This is a genomic window from Paenibacillus segetis, from assembly GCF_014639155.1.
Lineage (GTDB): Bacteria > Bacillota > Bacilli > Paenibacillales > Paenibacillaceae > Fontibacillus > Fontibacillus segetis.
The window spans coordinates 2,680,610-2,696,305 of sequence record NZ_BMFT01000001.1 but is presented as its reverse complement, the minus strand read 5'-3'; the positions used below and the strand labels follow the sequence as shown (position 1 = coordinate 2,696,305).

The 15,696-nt window shown below is 43.9% G+C and carries 20 protein-coding genes; all 20 read left to right on the top strand.

What is annotated here, in order from left to right; genetic code table 11:
- Window positions 1-112: 112 nt before the first annotated feature.
- The 20 genes from IEW05_RS12650 (at window position 113) to xseB (ending at window position 15,694) form a co-directional block, all read left to right on the top strand.
- Window positions 113-1,273: a glucose-1-phosphate adenylyltransferase gene (locus IEW05_RS12650; RefSeq protein WP_188539224.1), complete on the top strand. Its 1,161-nt coding sequence runs from the start codon at window positions 113-115 to the stop codon at window positions 1,271-1,273.
- A gap of 20 nt (window positions 1,274-1,293) precedes the next feature.
- Entirely contained in the window at window positions 1,294-2,397 is a 1,104-nt protein-coding gene (gene glgD, locus IEW05_RS12645) for a glucose-1-phosphate adenylyltransferase subunit GlgD (RefSeq protein ID WP_188539222.1), read from the top strand.
- Window positions 2,398-2,585: 188 nt separating this feature from the next.
- Window positions 2,586-2,852: a YqhV family protein gene (locus IEW05_RS12640; protein WP_188539220.1), complete on the top strand. Its 267-nt coding sequence runs from the start codon at window positions 2,586-2,588 to the stop codon at window positions 2,850-2,852.
- A 98-nt stretch (window positions 2,853-2,950) separates the two neighbouring features.
- Window positions 2,951-3,949, top strand: a complete 999-nt coding sequence (gene spoIIIAA, locus IEW05_RS12635; protein WP_188539218.1) for a stage III sporulation protein AA — start codon at window positions 2,951-2,953, stop codon at window positions 3,947-3,949.
- A complete protein-coding gene (spoIIIAB, locus tag IEW05_RS12630; RefSeq protein ID WP_188539215.1) occupies window positions 3,942-4,460 on the top strand; it encodes a stage III sporulation protein SpoIIIAB in 519 nt (172 codons plus the stop codon). The genes spoIIIAA and spoIIIAB overlap by 8 nt, the downstream gene beginning before the upstream one ends.
- Before the next feature lie 59 nt (window positions 4,461-4,519).
- Entirely contained in the window at window positions 4,520-4,723 is a 204-nt protein-coding gene (gene spoIIIAC, locus IEW05_RS12625; protein WP_009225775.1) for a stage III sporulation protein AC, read from the top strand.
- 11 nt (window positions 4,724-4,734) lie between these two features.
- Window positions 4,735-5,124, top strand: a complete 390-nt coding sequence (gene spoIIIAD / locus IEW05_RS12620; protein ID WP_188539213.1) for a stage III sporulation protein AD — start codon at window positions 4,735-4,737, stop codon at window positions 5,122-5,124.
- An 18-nt stretch (window positions 5,125-5,142) separates the two neighbouring features.
- Window positions 5,143-6,333: a stage III sporulation protein AE gene (spoIIIAE, locus tag IEW05_RS12615; protein WP_188539211.1), complete on the top strand. Its 1,191-nt coding sequence runs from the start codon at window positions 5,143-5,145 to the stop codon at window positions 6,331-6,333.
- A 27-nt stretch (window positions 6,334-6,360) separates the two neighbouring features.
- On the top strand, window positions 6,361-7,176 hold the full coding sequence (gene spoIIIAF, locus IEW05_RS12610) for a stage III sporulation protein AF (protein ID WP_188539209.1): 816 nt from the start codon (window positions 6,361-6,363) through the stop codon (window positions 7,174-7,176).
- Between the two features lie 19 nt (window positions 7,177-7,195).
- Window positions 7,196-7,840, top strand: coding sequence for a stage III sporulation protein AG (gene spoIIIAG, locus IEW05_RS12605; RefSeq protein WP_188539207.1), 645 nt, complete (start codon window positions 7,196-7,198; stop codon window positions 7,838-7,840).
- A gap of 70 nt (window positions 7,841-7,910) precedes the next feature.
- Window positions 7,911-8,666 carry a SpoIIIAH-like family protein gene (locus IEW05_RS12600; protein WP_188539205.1) on the top strand — a complete coding sequence of 252 codons (756 nt, stop codon included), beginning with the start codon at window positions 7,911-7,913 and terminating at the stop codon, window positions 8,664-8,666.
- A 156-nt stretch (window positions 8,667-8,822) separates the two neighbouring features.
- The gene (gene accB, locus IEW05_RS12595; protein WP_188539203.1) at window positions 8,823-9,314 is read left to right on the top strand and encodes an acetyl-CoA carboxylase biotin carboxyl carrier protein; all 492 of its coding nucleotides are present in this window, start codon (window positions 8,823-8,825) and stop codon (window positions 9,312-9,314) included.
- A 63-nt stretch (window positions 9,315-9,377) separates the two neighbouring features.
- On the top strand, window positions 9,378-10,721 hold the full coding sequence (gene accC / locus IEW05_RS12590; RefSeq protein ID WP_188539196.1) for an acetyl-CoA carboxylase biotin carboxylase subunit: 1,344 nt from the start codon (window positions 9,378-9,380) through the stop codon (window positions 10,719-10,721).
- Between the two features lie 114 nt (window positions 10,722-10,835).
- The gene (locus IEW05_RS12585; protein WP_188539194.1) at window positions 10,836-11,243 is read left to right on the top strand and encodes an Asp23/Gls24 family envelope stress response protein; all 408 of its coding nucleotides are present in this window, start codon (window positions 10,836-10,838) and stop codon (window positions 11,241-11,243) included.
- 120 nt (window positions 11,244-11,363) lie between these two features.
- Complete coding sequence (amaP, locus tag IEW05_RS12580; RefSeq protein ID WP_188539192.1) at window positions 11,364-11,903, top strand: alkaline shock response membrane anchor protein AmaP; 540 nt, start codon at window positions 11,364-11,366, stop codon at window positions 11,901-11,903.
- Between the two features lie 14 nt (window positions 11,904-11,917).
- Complete coding sequence (locus IEW05_RS12575) at window positions 11,918-12,151, top strand: DUF2273 domain-containing protein (RefSeq protein WP_188539190.1); 234 nt, start codon at window positions 11,918-11,920, stop codon at window positions 12,149-12,151.
- A gap of 559 nt (window positions 12,152-12,710) precedes the next feature.
- Window positions 12,711-13,160, top strand: a complete 450-nt coding sequence (gene nusB, locus IEW05_RS12570; RefSeq protein WP_188539188.1) for a transcription antitermination factor NusB — start codon at window positions 12,711-12,713, stop codon at window positions 13,158-13,160.
- Window positions 13,161-13,214: 54 nt separating this feature from the next.
- On the top strand, window positions 13,215-14,072 hold the full coding sequence (gene folD / locus IEW05_RS12565; RefSeq protein ID WP_188539185.1) for a bifunctional methylenetetrahydrofolate dehydrogenase/methenyltetrahydrofolate cyclohydrolase FolD: 858 nt from the start codon (window positions 13,215-13,217) through the stop codon (window positions 14,070-14,072).
- Window positions 14,073-14,142: 70 nt separating this feature from the next.
- Window positions 14,143-15,468 (top strand): exodeoxyribonuclease VII large subunit, encoded by a 1,326-nt coding sequence (gene xseA, locus IEW05_RS12560; protein ID WP_373285831.1) that lies wholly within the window; start codon window positions 14,143-14,145, stop codon window positions 15,466-15,468.
- On the top strand, window positions 15,446-15,694 hold the full coding sequence (xseB, locus tag IEW05_RS12555; RefSeq protein WP_188539182.1) for an exodeoxyribonuclease VII small subunit: 249 nt from the start codon (window positions 15,446-15,448) through the stop codon (window positions 15,692-15,694). The genes xseA and xseB overlap by 23 nt, the downstream gene beginning before the upstream one ends.
- The last annotated feature ends 2 nt before the right edge of the window (window positions 15,695-15,696 follow it).

Sequence of the window (15,696 nt, the reverse complement as noted above, 5' to 3'; positions counted from 1 at the left end):
GCTATTTTGAGACATGGTTACGCTGAAACTTCAGTATGTTTAAATATAGCGGCCTTTAATAATTGCAGAATCTAATATGAATAGGAATCATCACTGTGAAAGAGGTGCTTTCATGAGGAAAAAAGAGATCGTAGCTATGCTGCTGGCCGGAGGACAAGGTAAGCGGCTCAAGGGACTTACTAGGACTCTTGCTAAACCTGCGGTTTATTTTGGGGGTACGTACAGGATTATTGATTTTCCACTGAGCAATTGTTCTAACTCTGGAATTGATACGGTTGGCGTTCTTACTCAGTACGAGCCTCTTGTGCTTCATTCTTATATTGGTGTAGGTACAGATTGGGATATGGATCGCAAATATGGTGGTGTATATGTTCTACCCCCTCACGAACGGGAAGACGGAAGCAATTGGTACCGAGGTACAGCGGATGCCATCTATCGCAATGTGAAATTTATTGAGCAGTTCAATCCTGAGCACGTACTTATCCTGTCAGGGGATCATATTTACAAGATGGATTATAAAGCCCTATTAGAATATCACAAGGAACGTGATTCCGATTGTACGATTTCAGTCATTGATGTTCCTTTAGAGGAAGCAAGCCGTTTCGGAATATTAAATACGAATGAAGATTTGCAGATTTATGAATTCGAAGAAAAACCAGCGCATCCCAAGAGTACATTAGCATCTATGGGAGTCTATATTTTCAAATGGGACGTATTGCGCGCGCATCTGCTGGAGGACGCTGAGAAGCCCTTCTCCTCCTATGATTTTGGCAAAGATATCATTCCGCTGATGCTCCATAATGACAAGAAATTATTTGCCTATCCTTTTGAAGGATACTGGAGAGATGTAGGTACCGTTCGCAGTCTATGGGAGGCGAACATGGATCTACTATCTGATGCTCCACCCTTGGATCTAAACGACTCTTCCTGGCGAATCTATACTCGAAATCCTAACCAACCGGCACAATATATTGCACCTCAAGCAAGCCTTAAAAATTGCATCATTAATGAAGGTTGTATTATTCACGGCAAAGTAGAACATTCAGTACTTTTTTACGGAGTAGAAGTGGGAAAAGACAGCGAAATTACAGACTCGGTTATTATGCCAAAAGTTAAAATCGGAAAGAACGTACGCATTCATGGAGCGATTATCAATGAGGATATCGTTATTGAAGATAATGCTGTTATTGGTTCAACGCAGGATGAGGACATTTTACTCATTGATAGTGAAGAGGATGTCTGGTCATACCTTTCGAGAAACCCACAAAGCTAAAAGAGGAGGGGGAAGGCAGTATGAAGCCATTGCTTGGAGTCATTAGTCTAGATCATGAGCTGGACCAGTTAAATGAATTAACATATTTCCGCTGCGGTGCGTCGGTGCCATTTGCTGGACGATATCGCTTGATCGATTTTATATTGTCGAATATGATGTATGCTGAGATTGTCAGCGTGGGGCTCTTTATTCGTCGAAAATATCGTTCCCTTCTAGATCATTTAGGGGACGGTAAACCTTGGGATTTGGATCGGAAACGTGGGGGATTGTTTATTCTTCCTCCTGATTGGAATGATCCTACAGACACTTCACGCGGGGAATTACAGCATTTTCATAATAACCTTCATTTCTTTCGACGTTCCCCTGGGAAGTACATCGTGTACTCTGGCAGTCGTCATATCAACATGGTTGATATTAAAGAGGTTTATAGTCAGCATTGTGATAGTGGGGCCGATGTTACATTAGTCTACAAACAGATCGAGCAACTTGAACCAGAGCATGAATCTTGTACAAGGCTTGATGTTGAATCTTCCGGTGAAGTGAGCGGTATTCATCAAGAAAAAGATAACCACAACATTTACATGGAAATGTTTATCATAGAGAAGGAACTTTTTCTGGAAATGGTGGATCTGTGCATCGCACATGGTGGCAGCCATTTTTTCCGGGATGTGATTCAGAAAGGGCGCGGAGGCTTAAAAGTATCCGCATATAAATATACAGGTTATCACGCCGTAATCAATTCGGTGCAAAGCTATTACAAGAACAGTATGGATCTCTTGAAAAGGGAGCACTACTTGCGACTGTTTGGTAAACAAGCGGTCCAGACCAAGATCAAATATGAGGCGCCATCCAAGTATTTGACGGAGGCTAATGTAAGTAATTCGCTTGTGGCTAATGGCTGCGTGATTGATGGAGTGGTGGAGAATAGTATTATTTTCCGTGGGGTCCGGATCGAAAAGGGAGCAAGGGTGATCAATTCAATTGTGATGCAGAAGTCGATAATTGAGGCTGGGACAACGATTGAAAATGTAATTTTAGATAAAGACGTCTTAGTGTCAGCAAACCGGAATTTAATGGGGGCTCCACAGCAGCCTTTTGTTATCGCAAAGAGTTCTATCATTTAAGGGGCTCTGAATATTAAGAAAGGTTCGTGAGATATTACTCGCGAGCCTTTATTTTTTATCTTTCTTCACTGAAATCAACACTATTTTTTTGATTTGAACCTTCTTTTTTAATAAAAAAAGATATTCCAGCATATCGATAAGAAAGGGACAAACTTGCATAGAGTTATCTGTTCATAAAGGAGGTCAGTATGCTTGATAAATTTGTGACAAGTATGGCAACACTACGAATTATTTCAGGAACGATTGAGATCACAGCTGCGCTTCTTATGCTTAAGCTAGGAAGGGTAGATAGAGCATTGGTTGTTAATTCTACTCTTGCTTTCGTAGGACCCACGGTATTGATCATAACAACGGCTATTGGACTTGCAGGTATGTCTGACAAACTGTCGTGGGGCAAAATGATGTGGATCGGTGGCGGTATCACCTGTCTCTTAATTGGTATTTTGAAGAAATGATAGATTTACGGTCATAAAGACAAAGTACAAGCATACACATGAGATATAACAGAAACCATTTCTAATAAATAAGAGACATAAGTCTTGGGGGGTTGCAAATGAACCCAAGTTGGTTATCCGTATTTCCTGATAACATCCGGGGATTATTGCTTAAGATGCCTACTTCTCTCTTTAACGAGTTGGAAGAAATACGCATCCGTGAAGGTCGTCCGCTCGAAGTCAATGCGGCGGGTCGTCACTATTTTCTAACTTCTAGTGGAGAGATCACCCGCAATCCTATTCTCGCTTTTAAGCCGGGAAAACAAGATGGTAACACGCTGCTAGATCTAATTACGAATCACTCCCTATATACGATGGAGGAGGAGTTGCGTAGAGGATTTATTACCATTGCAGGTGGGCATAGGATAGGACTTGCTGGAAGGACGGTACTCAGCTCGGGGCGGGTCGAACATCTTCGCGATATTAGTGGATTTAATGTTCGTATCGCTCGGGAAGTACAGGGAATCGCTGATCAAGTGTTACCGCAGCTACTCGATTTCAAACAACAGAGTGTGCATCATACCTTGATTCTATCTCCACCACAACAGGGAAAAACAACACTGATCCGCGATTTGGCTCGCCAGATCAGTAATGGAACGTGGGGACATCCAGAAGCGAAGTGGTCCGGTCTCAAGGTGGCTGTAATTGATGAACGTTCTGAAATCGCTGGAAGCAAGCGAGGGGTACCAAGTTTTGATGTTGGGGCTCGGACCGATGTAATGGACGGTTGCCCCAAAGCGGAAGGCATTATGATGATGATTCGCTCGATGTCCCCTGATGTTATTATCGTCGATGAAATTGGACGTTCTGAGGATGCAGAGGCATTAGCCGAAGCACTGCATGCAGGTGTACGAGTTATTGCCACAGCGCATGGTTCAAATGTAGCTGAAATGGCCTCCAGACCGGCGTTAGCGCAATTGTTCAACCCTCCCTTCTTTCAAATTTACACGGTGCTCAATCGCACGGAAAAGGGACTTGCTTTCCGACTATGGGATGGAAAAGGTAGAGTAATCCAGACTCATGAGCCAGGTTGGAAAGGTGGGAAAGAACATGCTTAAGATGCTAGGAGCCGCATTAGTCATCCTGGCAGCAACGCTTGTTGGATGGCTTAAGGCAAGACAATTTGCAAGCCGCCCAAATCAAATCAGAGGATTGATCTTAGCATTGAAACGACTAGAAACGGAAATTATGTATGGCTTCACCCCTTTACCGGATGCCCTGCAGCGGATTGCTAATCAGAATAAGGAACCGATTAGATCCTTGTTCACAGTGGCTGCCGGTCATATGAATCCGCCAAACAACTGGACCGCGCAGGACAGTCTACAACATGCTGTTGAGAGTCAATGGGGCTTCACTTCAATGAAGAAGCCGGAGAAAGACATTATGAACCAGCTTAGTTACACACTCGGGACAAGCGATCGGCAAGATCAAATTGGACACATCGTTACAGCGATCCGCCAATTAGAAAGTGAAGAGGTCGCAGCTAGAGATGAACAATCTCGTTACGAGAAAATGTGTAAAAGCTTGGGACTGCTTAGCGGAGCGTTCGTCGTTATTTTATTCTACTGAATTCTATGATCCTCCCCATTCGATGATCGCTGTGAAATTGATAGTGAGGTGCCAAATCAATGAACATAGAAGTGAACGCCATTTTTCAAATTGCAGGCATCGGAATAATTATCGCCATGATTCATACGGTGTTGAAGCAAATGGGCAAAGAAGATATGGCACATTGGGTGACGTTGATCGGGTTCGTCGTTGTGCTGTTTATGGTGATTCGACTGCTTGACAGTCTGTTTCAAGAAATCAAATCGATCTTCTTATTCCAGTAGGTGAACTTACGGTGGAAATGATTCAGATTGTAGGATTAGGTCTTTTGGCAACAGTGCTGATTTTAGTTATTAAAGAGCAAAAGCCGATTTTCGCCTTTCTGATTGCAGCAAGCACAGGGATACTAATCTTTATGTATCTCATAGGAAAAATCGGAGGAATCATTGAGGTACTAGAACAGTTAGCAGAGTCTTCCGGTGTGCAGATGATATATCTTAAGACGATTCTCAAAATCATCGGGATCGCCTACATTGCTGAATTTGGGGCACAAATCGTCCGGGATGCTGGACAAGAGAGCATAGCTTCCAAAATAGAACTGGCGGGAAAAGTGTTAATTATGGTACTCGCCATCCCAATTATCAGCATCATTATCGAGACGGTAATGAAATTGCTGCCAGCTTAGTCGAAATGGGGACAAGGGATGAAACAATTTGACCTGACATGGCGACAAAAAACAGTATTCATCATTGTCCTTGGGTTACTGCTATTCAATCCCATCCAGTTGTTTGCCGAAGGCACAGATGATGGGTGGGTACAGCGTCAGGCAGAGGAACTTCCAACGGACCAAGTGGAATCCTACTGGCAGCAGTTGATGAAGAATTATGGAGGTTTTTTTCCAGATCAGAATATGCCTTCTTTCATGGATATGCTTATTCAGAAAGATAGCGGCTTCAATCTGAAGTCGGCGTTATCAGGTCTGATGCGATATATGTGGCATGAAGTTCTGTATAACGGTCACATCTTGGTGACCATCGTACTTCTATCGGTATTTAGCATGATTCTGGAGACGCTTCAAACCGCATTCGAACGAAGGCAAGTGAGCAAAGTAGCCTATTCCATTTGTTACATGGTCATTCTTGTTCTTGCGATTAACAGCTTTCATGTCGCCATCACCTACGCAACAGAAGCTATCACTGGAATGATTGATTTTATGATGGCCATGGTTCCTCTACTTTTTATGCTACTAGCTTCGATGGGCAATGCGGTTACGGTTACGGTCACTCATCCGCTCGTTGTCTTCATGGTTCATACGGTTGGAACGGTGGTTCATACGGTGGTATTTCCCTTGTTATTCTTCTCCGCCGTACTTCATATCGTTAGCTCGCTATCTGATAAATATAAATTGACGCAATTAGCTAATTTGCTTCGAACGGTCAGCATGGCCTTACTTGGATTGTTGCTGACAGTTTTCTTAGGTGTCATCTCCGTCAAGGGGATCACGGGTTCAGTGGCAGATGGGGTTACCCTCCGGGCGGCCAAATATTTGACCGGAAATTTCGTGCCTGTTGTTGGTAAATTGTTCTCCGATGCTACGGATACGGTGATCTCAGCCTCCTTGCTTGTGAAAAATTCGATTGGTCTTGTCGGAGTCATCATACTGTTATTCCTTTGTGCATTTCCAGCCATAAAGATACTTACGCTAGCGCTGATATTTAATTTATCCGCAGCTGTCATGCAGCCACTTGGAGATACACCGATCGTTAGCTGCCTTGAGACCATCGGCAAGAGCATGTTGTACGTATTTGCAGCGCTGGCTGCGGTCGGGCTGATGTTCTTCCTAGCCATCACGATTATGCTAACGGCTGGTAATATCACAGTGATGATGAGGTGATGGAATGAACAAGGTGGTGATTGCCGGGTGACATGGATTAGTGAATGGCTAAAAGAAATTATTTTTGTCGTATTGATCGCAGTGTTCATTGAACTACTTCTACCTAATAAGTCCATGGAGCGGTATGTAAAATTCGTTGTCAGTTTACTGATACTCCTAACTATTCTATCACCCATTATCCGGTTATTTTCGAGTGGTACGGAGCAGACGATTACTGCAGCTCTATCGGACAATATGAATGGTTTGGATGGTTATTCTGACAAGGCTAGCACGGCGCTCATTTTAAAACAAGGGGAAGAAATCAAGAAAAAGAGAGAATCTGAGTCGCTCCAATGGGCGGGTGAAGAAGCAGCAAGGCAAATGAAAGAACAGATTGAACGAGTGATTGGACAGCCGGTAGAGCGTGTTACTGTGAAGTTGACTACTAAACCAACGGATGAAACTGCAAAGAAGGCTAGCTTTGGTTCAGGGCAATCGGAGCTTTTGATCTCAGCAGTTGAGGTGTACATGGGTCAAGCGATGAAGGAAGAGCTCACTCAGAGCGGAGCTAACACCGTGAAAGATTCAGAAATTGATGCAATTCCATCCGTCGAAAAAGTGACAATTAACGTTCAATTGCCACAAGATTCAACATCGCATAATGAGGAAGGGATTATGGAGGATAAGACGGTAATGGCTGATACAGACAAGGACTCCATAGAAGACAATGGCTCAAATAGCCGAAGCCAAAATAAGGCTCAAGATGTTGAACTAACAGTGAAAGTTAAGGAATTGTTATACAAACAATGGGGCGTTTCCAAAGATACGGTTGCCGTTATAAGGCGGGATCAAGAAGAACATTAACTTTAAGGAGGTGATAACCGTGCCGAATTGGTTGAAGAAGCTTGAACAGTTTCTGGGCAAAGGAACGGAGGGGAAGAAAAGTGTACACACCTTTCGGTTGCTATTAATTTTAGGTCTGATTGGGGTAGCGATCATGTTATTTAACTCCTTTGTACATGTCAAACAGATTGACTCGGATGGAGTAGGCAGAGAACCTCCGGTTGTACAAAATATGCCAACATCGACCCTATCCAGTGAAGGGGCGGGAGATAATTCGTTTGATGGAATTGAACAGACACTGGAGAATAAAACCAAAGAAATTTTGGAGAAGATTGTTGGGGTCGGTGCGGTTGATGTGTTAGTCACCATTGATTCTACTGAAGAAATCGTTGTCCAACGCAATGTAAAGGACACCCAAGAATTGACGGAAGAGACGGATGCTGGCGGCGGGAAACGACATGTTACGCAGTATACCCGAGATGGGCAGATCGTTACTTATTCAGTATCTGGTGATGAACAGCCCATCATTACGAAGAAAATAAAACCGAAGGTTCGAGGCGTACTTGTTGTAGCACGAGGTGCTGAGAATAAAACAGTCAAAGGTCTAATCATTGATGCCATTGAGAAGGGATTAAATGTTCCTTCCTATCAAATTTCCGTCGTTCCAAGAAAACAAGCTCAATGATGATAGTAACACGGATGACCAGGTTCATTTTTATATAAAAATCTATTTAATACTTAGGAGGAATTTTACAATGAGATCGAAAAGACAGACAGTATGGCTCGTATCAATGCTTAGCTTGATGGTAATTTTATCCGCTTATTATTTGTTTACTGAGGATTCAGGTAGTGCTAAAAAGCCTGTTGCTGATGGGGCCCAAGTAACGACAATGGACACAAGATCAACTGCTGGAGATGATGTGGTTCTTAATGAAGTTTCAAAGGATGAACAGACCAATGATGTAGTCATGGATAGTAGTAATGGAGTAATAACAGATGATGCTATTACACCTGATGCTAACACACCTGATGGGACAATTGCAGACACCAAATCTCCTGATAACGCTAAGGGTGTTACTGTAACTACCGATAAGAATCAGACGGATACGGGTAAAAATGATGAAGATGTTCTGAAGCAGCTGGAGGCTGGTGGGGTATCTGCTGCTGATACACTAACGGCTTACCAACGTGAACGTAGTGAGAACAATATCAAGAAACAAGATGAACTAACTCAAGCGATAAGTGATGAATCGAAAACACTGGAAGAAGCGACTATGGCTCAGCAACAATTAGGCGCTCTTGAGGAGAAGGAAGCAAAGATCACGGATATTGAAGAACGCCTTCAACAGCAATATGCTAATGCAGTCGTGACCGAGGATAATGATCAATACAAAGTGGTTGTGATCAGCGATAAGTTGGACGCAAAAGCTGCTGTTGGAATTATGGACATGGTCATTAAAGAACTAGGTGTTTCGCAAGACAAAGTAAAGGTGCAATATGTAAGTCAATAACTAGAACACCACTGTAGAATGAATACGATGCACACTGGGAAGAGTCCGAGGCGATCTTGGACTCTTTCCATTTTGAGTGATTGTGATATAATACATAAAGTTATGTTATAAATGGCCAAGGCTTTCCGATAAAGCTGAAGGAGTGAAAATTAGAATATGTTTAAATTGGATGAAATTAAAGAATTGATTGAACTGATGGATAAAACGACTCTTCACGAACTTGAAATTGAAAATGAAGGCTCACGTTTGTGTATTCGTAGATCTAAGAATGATGGGGTATTTGTTCAACCACCGGTTATTGCAGGGGTACCACAAATAGGTGTTCCAACTTATGTCCCTACTGAACCGACTAACCAAGGTCAAAGTGTTGAATCGACTGTACCAAGTCCACGTGAGCAGGAAGCAAACTTACATACGATTGTTTCGCCAATGGTCGGTACGTTCTATCGCTCTTCATCTCCAGATGCAAACCCTTACGTGAATATAGGGGATAAAGTTGGTGTTAAGACTACGGTCTGCATCATCGAAGCTATGAAGCTTATGAATGAGCTAGAAGCTGAGGTTAAGGGTGAAATTATTGATGTTCTAGTGGAGAATGGTCAACTAGTGGAATACGGACAGCCTCTTTTTCTGGTGAAGCCGGAGTGATCGGTCTGAAGGCGTCTAACAAAATGGGGCGCTTATCTAGCTTTCCAAGGAGGATGCGAGACAGTGAAATTTCATAAAATATTGATTGCGAATCGTGGAGAAATTGCGGTTCGAATTATACGTGCTTGTCGCGAACTTGGTATTTCTACCGTGGCTGTATACTCGGAAGCGGACAGAGATTCGCTGCATGTGCGGCTTGCGGATGAGGCCTATTGTATTGGGCCAACCTTGTCCAAAGACAGTTATCTAAACATTTCTAACCTGATTAGTGTAGCGACTCTAACGGAGTGCGACGCTATTCACCCAGGTTACGGTTTTCTTGCAGAGAATGCAGACTTCGCTGAGATTTGCAGTTCGTGCAACATTACGTTTATTGGTCCTTCCGCGGAAGCCATTACCAAAATGGGTGATAAGGCTGTAGCAAAGCAAACGATGCGAGATGCAAAAGTTCCTGTTATACCAGGATCAGTTGGTCTGGTTGAAGATCTCGAAGAAGCGATCTTAATTGCTAGGGATATTGGTTATCCAGTTATTATTAAGGCAACGGCTGGCGGCGGCGGTAAAGGCATACGTCTTGCTGAGGATGAGTCTTCACTTGTTCAGCAGATAACAACGGCACAACAGGAAGCTCAAAAAGCGTTCGGTAATGCAGGTGTATATCTTGAGAAGTTCTTAACCGGCATGAAGCATGTTGAAATTCAAATCATTGCTGACAAGCATGGGTCTGCTGTATATCTTGGTGAACGCGACTGTTCGGTTCAACGTAGACGGCAGAAGCTGGTAGAGGAAGCACCTTGTTCAATGCTCTCCCCAGAGAAGCGTAAAGAAATGGGCGAGGCTGCGGTTAGAGCTGCACAAGCTGTGGATTATTCCGGTGCAGGGACACTTGAATTTCTGTTAAGTCCGGATGGACAATTTTATTTCATGGAGATGAACACTCGAATTCAAGTAGAGCATCCTGTAACAGAAATGGTAACGGGAATCGATCTTATTCGGGAAATGATCTCGGTTGCTGAAGGCAACCCACTCTCCTTCACTCAAGAAGAAGTCCAATTAAATGGAGTGTCGATTGAATGCCGGATTAATGCAGAGGATCCTTCTCGGAACTTCATGCCTTCCCCTGGTAAAATCGGCTTCTATTTAGCGCCAGGTGGTCCTGGTGTACGTGTGGATAGCGCAGCTTATCCTGGGTATACCATTTCTCCTTATTACGATTCTATGATCGCTAAATTGATTGTGTGGGGAGCTACTCGTGAGGATGCGATTGCCAAGATGAAACGTGCGTTGGCAGAGTTCGCGATTGAAGGGATTCATACTACGATCCCATTTCATCAAAAATTGTTGGAGCACCCCACTTTTATTCGGGGAGACTTTGATATTAAATTTTTGGAAGAAAATGAGATTTAGTTACCGTCTCTTTGTTTGTCATAATGAACCCGAAATGATATAGTATGTATAATAAGTGCGCTAGTCTCTTGGATGTGAGGCAACGTCATACTTATTGAGAGGTGGATGAATAGAATGAGTACAGTGCCTACTGAATTTGAACGTACAGATATTGGTGAAATTCAAATTGCTCCTGAGGTAATTGAAGTCATTGCAGGTCTTGCTACGGTTGAGGTCAAAGGTGTCGCAGGAATGAGCGGCGGTTTCGCTGGAGGTATTGTTGAACTCCTGGGAAGAAAGAATTTGTCCAAGGGTGTAAAGGTAGAAGTAGGTCAGCGTGAAGCGGCTGTTGACGTCTCTGTTATTGTTGAGTTTGGTCATCGCCTTCCTGAAGTAGCTACTGAGATCCAACGCAATGTTAAACGTTCTATCGAAACAATGACAGGCTTAACTGTGGTTGAAGTGAATGTACATATTCACGATGTAATCTTTAAGGCAGTAGAGAAAGTCGAAGAGGTAGAATTGACCCACAGAGTGAAATAAATTGCATTGCTAAACCCCCGACTCATGTCAGGGGTTTACTATACTTTAAGAGTAGAACTTTTAGTGTAGTTCAGAATGTCATCTTTTGAACACTCTCATTTTAAGGAGGCTGTACCTGTCGTGGCCAAAATTTTGGACAGACTTTTGCTGTTTATTTACAGCTTGAGTATCGGAATAATTTCTGTCATCGCCATCCTCCTGCTGACGAACATTATGCCTTTGTCACTGAGTAGCTCAGATGAAAAAACATGGTATATTGTATCGTTGGTAGTTGCTGCACTATTATTCATCCTCAGCATTCGTTTCTTCTATATCTCAGTTCGACGGGAACGTAACTCACTACCCTCGATTGATCAGCGTACCGATTATGGGGATATCCAAATCTCAATAGAAACTATTCAGAACTTATCATATAAGGCTGCTTCTCGTGTTCGAGGCATCAAAGAAGTGAAGACAAAAATTCGAATCACAGATGCGGGTCTTGAAATTATGGTGCGTGCAATGGTAGACGGAGAAACCTCCATTCCGTCATTGACCGAGGATGTACAAAAGCAAGTTCACGATCATGTTGAAGAGATTACAGGCATTCCTGTTTCTTATGTTTCGGTGTATATTGCCAACATCGTTCAATCAACTGTTATGAAAAACCGGGTTGAATAGGGGTGGGTGACCCGATGTTCTGGAGACAAATGTGGGAGAGTCATAAAGGACGCCTGCTAGGGCTAGGGGCGGCTGTGTTTTTTTGCCTGATCTATCTATTTTTTGGATTTTGGAATATGCTGTTCTGCGCGCTATTGCTGTTTGTCGGGTATACTGTGGGCAAACACAAGGATTTGGGTCAGGGCCCGCTCATCCCTTGGGGAGAGCTTCGGGGATGGCTGGAATCGCGTTGGCGCCCTTTTAAATAATTCCTGTGATATGCTTTCTCCGGAAAAAGAGCTGCGATTTCATCTTGCCCATTTTTTGTGGAGAGAGCGTGTCAAGGGATTTTTTTGTTTGAAATAAATGAGTCATTTGAAAAAGTGTGATGAATCTGACTGTTTTGGATCATCATGAAGGTAAGAAGGAATGTTCTGCTCAGAAGTGAGCGTATCCCGAAGGGACAGCGCCCTTTATTGAGCAAATGTTATAGAGAGTTGGAGCAGGAGCACCAAAGGTAGAGCGTGCCCGTAGGGCGACAAGCGACTCTACGTTACATTGCCTATTCGGGTGATTGATCTTAGCTCATTGAGCAGCAGGTTTACCTAGGTAGCCCAGGTGTGCCCAAAAGTAAGACGTACCCGAAGGGGGAAAAGCGTACCGAGCACCAAAGTAGAGCGCATCCCCAAAGGGGACAGCGAGCAGGAGCGCCTCTCATCCTCCTACGTTACCTAAGCGGGTATCCAAAGGGCGGCAGCCCTTGGGGCCCTCCCTTATGGTAAGGGAGGGTTTGGGAGGGATGAGTGGCATCAATTAAGGAGGATACACATGAAACGACGACTAGCGAGAGAAATTGCCGTACAAAGCTTGTATCAAATGGAAATGAATGAAGTAGAAGCTGAAGAAGCAGTGACGATGCTTATTTCAGAAGCAGCAGGTGAAAACGAAAGTGAAGTGGACCTATCTGATGTAGAAGCGACTAAGGCCTTTGTATTAGAGATTGTTAATGGTACGTGGGATCGGAAGGTAGGTATTGATGAATTACTCGTTGATTACTTGAAGGGATGGCATATCAGTCGATTGTCCAAAGTGGATCGTCAGGTGCTACGCCTAGCTGTGTATGAAATGATATTCCGCGATGATATTCCAGGAAAAGTTGTAATCAATGAGGCGATCGATTTGGCTAAACACTTTGGAACTGAAGAATCCGGGAAATTCGTAAATGGTGTTCTTGGAAAAATGATTCATGATGTGGAGCAAATCAAGAGTAAAATTTGATCATTAAAAATAAATAGGGTGTTGGAAGATAAATCATGAAAAGGGGAGAAATTCATGTCTGCACAACTTATTAGTGGAAAACAAATATCTGAGGATATACGGGGAGGTCTCCGCGAAGAGGTTGAACAATTGCTAAATCAAGGTTTAACGCCAGGACTTGCGGTTGTTCTTGTTGGTGAAGACCCAGCTTCCCAAGTTTATGTTCGTAATAAAGAAAAAGCTTGTCATGATCTCGGATTTTATTCGGAAGTTCATCGTCTTCCGGCATCTACTTCCCAAGAAGACCTATTGGCTCTAGTGGACAAGCTGAACCATCAAGATAGCATCCATGGTATTCTCGTGCAGCTTCCATTACCAAACCATATTCATGAGAAATCAGTTATCGACGCGATCTCCGTGAAGAAGGATGTTGACGGATTCCATCCTGTCAATGTAGGAAATCTAATGATCGGTGACGATAGCTTGTTACCTTGCACACCGGCTGGAGTAATTGAATTGATCAAACGGTCGGGCGTTGAAATCTCTGGTAAACATGCGGTTGTTATTGGACGTAGTAACATCGTTGGTAAACCTGTCTCACTCTTGTTGCAACGGGAGAACGCAACGGTTACGATGTGTCATTCTAGAACAACCAATATGAAGGAATTGACTAAACAAGCGGATATTCTTGTTGTGGCAATCGGTCGTGCAAACTTTGTTGACGCATCTTTTGTTAAGCCTGGTGCTGTAGTCATTGATGTAGGCATGAATCGACTGGATAACGGAAAACTTGCTGGCGATGTGGATTTTGAGAGTGTAAAAGAAATCTCCGGCCCAATTACGCCAGTACCTGGCGGTGTAGGTCCAATGACAATTACGATGTTGATGATGAATACTGTGCTTGCGGCCAAAAGATTGAAGGGTCTAGCGTAACATCTGGAAAGGGGCAGCACCTTTGGAACAGCGAATATATTCCATCAAGGAATTGAACCGGTACATTCGGATGAAACTGGAGTCAGATACGCTGCTTGCTGATGTCTGGATTCGTGGTGAAATTTCTAATTTTACGCATCACTCCAGTGGACATATGTATTTTACGTTGAAAGATGCCGATAGTCGGATTAAAAGTATTATGTTCGCTTCACATAATCAGCGACTGCCATTTATCCCCAAAGAAGGAACGCGTGTCATTGCTCGCGGCAATGTGTCGGTCTATGAACGTGACGGTCAATATCAGTTCTATGCGACACATATGCAGCCGGATGGTATAGGCAGTTTGTATCTTGCATTTGAACAGTTGAAACAGAAGCTGGAACGAGAAGGATTATTTGCCCCAGAACGTAAATCCCCGCTGCCTCGTTTTCCAAAGGTGATTGGTGTTGTTTCTTCACCAACTGGAGCAGCTGTACGCGATATCTTAATCACGCTACAGCGGCGTTATCCGCAGGCTGCGGTTGTACTATACCCTGTTCTTGTCCAAGGAAAAGGGGCGGCTCCATCCATTGTTCAAGCGATCGAAAGATTAAATGCGATGGGTGAAGCTGATGTGCTGATCGTAGGCAGAGGTGGCGGATCTCTCGAGGAACTATGGGCGTTCAATGAAGAATCAGTTGCGCGTGCGATCTATGAATCGGCAATACCTATCATCTCGGCCGTTGGCCACGAGACGGATTTTACGATTGCCGACTTCGTCGCGGATCTTCGTGCCGCGACGCCTACAGCTGCCGCCGAGCTGGCCGTTCCACACAGCGCTGAATTGAGAGCGCTGATCAGCCAGCGAGAGCAAGTGCTGCAGCGTGGCTTGCAGCACCAGGTATCACAGGCACGCGAGCGATTACGCCGCTTGCAGAAATCTCCAGCGCTGCTCCAGCCGCGTCGAAGCTTACTACAGCATGCGGAACGATTGGATACACTTCAATCTCGTATGGAGGTTAGAATGCTGTCACGTACACAGCTGACGATTTCGAAATATGGTCGTCTGCATGAGCGTTTACTCCGTTATCACCCGCAGGATGCGTTACTATTAGCAAAGCGTCGGCAGAATGATGCAGGTCGTCAGCTTCGCGCAGCCATGAGTGCTATGCTCAAGGAGAAATCGCAGCAGTTGTCTTATGGTATAAGACAACTCGATGCCCTTAGTCCATTGAAGGTAATGGCGAGGGGATATAGCCTTGTATATGATGAACAGGGGAAATCATTAATCAAATCTCTAGGAGACGTAGAGCCTGGTGATATGGTGAAAGTTAAAGTGACCGACGGAGAGCTGGAATGCCAAGTATGGGGCATGAAGCGGGAAGGAGACGATCATGGGACAGGAACAGCAAATTAATTTTGAGGATGCCATGAATCAATTGGAAGAAGTTGTAGCACAATTGGAGAATGGGGATGTCCCCCTTGAGAAAGCAATTGATCTGTTTCAAAAGGGGATGCAGCTTTCACAACTTTGTAGCCAAAAGCTGGCTCAAGTCGAGCGCAAAATTGAAATGATCGTAGAGAATGGTGGAGAAATTGAAAAGAAGCCTTTCGCCCCACTAGGTGAGGAGAGCGGTGAATAACT

Bases quoted from the DNA above. Each gene is read 5' to 3' on its own strand.
- nusB (WP_188539188.1), top strand. From the start codon at position 12,711: ATGAAACGACGACTAGCGAGAGAAATTGCCGTACAAAGCTTGTATCAA.
- glgD (WP_188539222.1), top strand. From the start codon at position 1,294: ATGAAGCCATTGCTTGGAGTCATTAGTCTAGATCATGAGCTGGACCAG.
- spoIIIAB (WP_188539215.1), top strand. From the start codon at position 3,942: ATGCTTAAGATGCTAGGAGCCGCATTAGTCATCCTGGCAGCAACGCTT.
- accB (WP_188539203.1), top strand. From the start codon at position 8,823: ATGTTTAAATTGGATGAAATTAAAGAATTGATTGAACTGATGGATAAA.
- IEW05_RS12640 (WP_188539220.1), top strand. From the start codon at position 2,586: ATGCTTGATAAATTTGTGACAAGTATGGCAACACTACGAATTATTTCA.
- IEW05_RS12575 (WP_188539190.1), top strand. From the start codon at position 11,918: ATGTTCTGGAGACAAATGTGGGAGAGTCATAAAGGACGCCTGCTAGGG.
- xseB (WP_188539182.1), top strand. From the start codon at position 15,446: ATGGGACAGGAACAGCAAATTAATTTTGAGGATGCCATGAATCAATTG.
- folD (WP_188539185.1), top strand. From the start codon at position 13,215: ATGTCTGCACAACTTATTAGTGGAAAACAAATATCTGAGGATATACGG.
- spoIIIAE (WP_188539211.1), top strand. From the start codon at position 5,143: ATGAAACAATTTGACCTGACATGGCGACAAAAAACAGTATTCATCATT.
- spoIIIAC (WP_009225775.1), top strand. From the start codon at position 4,520: ATGAACATAGAAGTGAACGCCATTTTTCAAATTGCAGGCATCGGAATA.
- IEW05_RS12650 (WP_188539224.1), top strand. From the start codon at position 113: ATGAGGAAAAAAGAGATCGTAGCTATGCTGCTGGCCGGAGGACAAGGT.
- xseA (WP_373285831.1), top strand. From the start codon at position 14,143: ATGAAACTGGAGTCAGATACGCTGCTTGCTGATGTCTGGATTCGTGGT.
- spoIIIAA (WP_188539218.1), top strand. From the start codon at position 2,951: ATGAACCCAAGTTGGTTATCCGTATTTCCTGATAACATCCGGGGATTA.
- IEW05_RS12585 (WP_188539194.1), top strand. From the start codon at position 10,836: ATGAGTACAGTGCCTACTGAATTTGAACGTACAGATATTGGTGAAATT.
- IEW05_RS12600 (WP_188539205.1), top strand. From the start codon at position 7,911: ATGAGATCGAAAAGACAGACAGTATGGCTCGTATCAATGCTTAGCTTG.